The 898-nt window shown below is 65.4% G+C and carries 1 protein-coding gene; it reads left to right on the plus strand.

Annotation, left to right across the window (positions count from 1 at the left end; all coding sequences use genetic code 11):
* Positions 1–534 precede the first annotated feature (534 nt).
* Positions 535–898, plus strand: a 364-nt coding sequence (locus ACFQS1_RS40510) for an MFS transporter (protein ID WP_378978394.1), incomplete at its 3' end; no start/stop codon positions are given.

Genomic DNA, 898 nt, shown 5'->3' on the forward strand with positions numbered 1-898 from the left:
GGTAAGCACGGGCGTACCCTCCCCAACCCGCGTTGGCGCGCGGGCTCTACTCGATTCCTATGGCTTGGAACTCGTCGGGAGGGTACGCCTCCCAACGCTCATCCACAGGTTTCGAGCATTGCTCCAAGTCCACGTGGAGACGTTCGGCTGCAACTCGACCGCGGCAGCCGATTCATCCCTCCCGGAGGAGGCGAAATGCGCGATTGCGCCCGGCCTTCCAGAACGACGCTGAACTCCGCCTCCGTCCAAGTGTCAAGGACGGCCGATAATTTTCGGGCGTCCTTGACAACGGGTCGGCCATGACCGACGGCACGCGTCATGCGCGGCGGATGATGCCTCCGCGTTGGGTCGGGTGGAGTCTTCGCTCTAAAGGCCGCCCACTCTCGGCGCAGCGGAGCCGACCGGAAGCAAAGCAGGCACAGCATGGCTGAGCAGACCGCGGGGGCACGTCCGTCGGGCGCCCTGCGAAGGGTGCTCATCCCCCTTGCGCTCGCCCAGTTCATCTGCAGCTTCGCCGGCTCGAACATGAACGTCATGATCACCGACATCAGCGAGGACCTGGGCACCACCGTCCAAGGTGTGCAAGTCGCGATCACGCTCTTCCTGCTGGTCATGGCGGCGCTGATGATCCCCGGCGGCAAGCTCACCGACCGCTACGGCCGAAAGCGGTGCCTCAATCTCGGCCTCGCCGTCTACGGCATCGGCGCGCTCCTGAGCGCATTGGCTCCTGGCCTGCCGACGCTCATCATCGGCAACTCGATCCTCGAGGGAATCGGCACGGCCCTGCTGATCCCGCCCGTGTACATCCTCACCACGATGTTGTTCACCGAGGTCACGTCCCGGGCCCGCGCATTCGGCGTGATCAACGCAATGGCCGGTATCGGAGCGGCCACCGGCC

This window comes from Paractinoplanes rhizophilus (assembly GCF_042664765.1).
GTDB lineage: Bacteria > Actinomycetota > Actinomycetes > Mycobacteriales > Micromonosporaceae > Actinoplanes > Actinoplanes rhizophilus.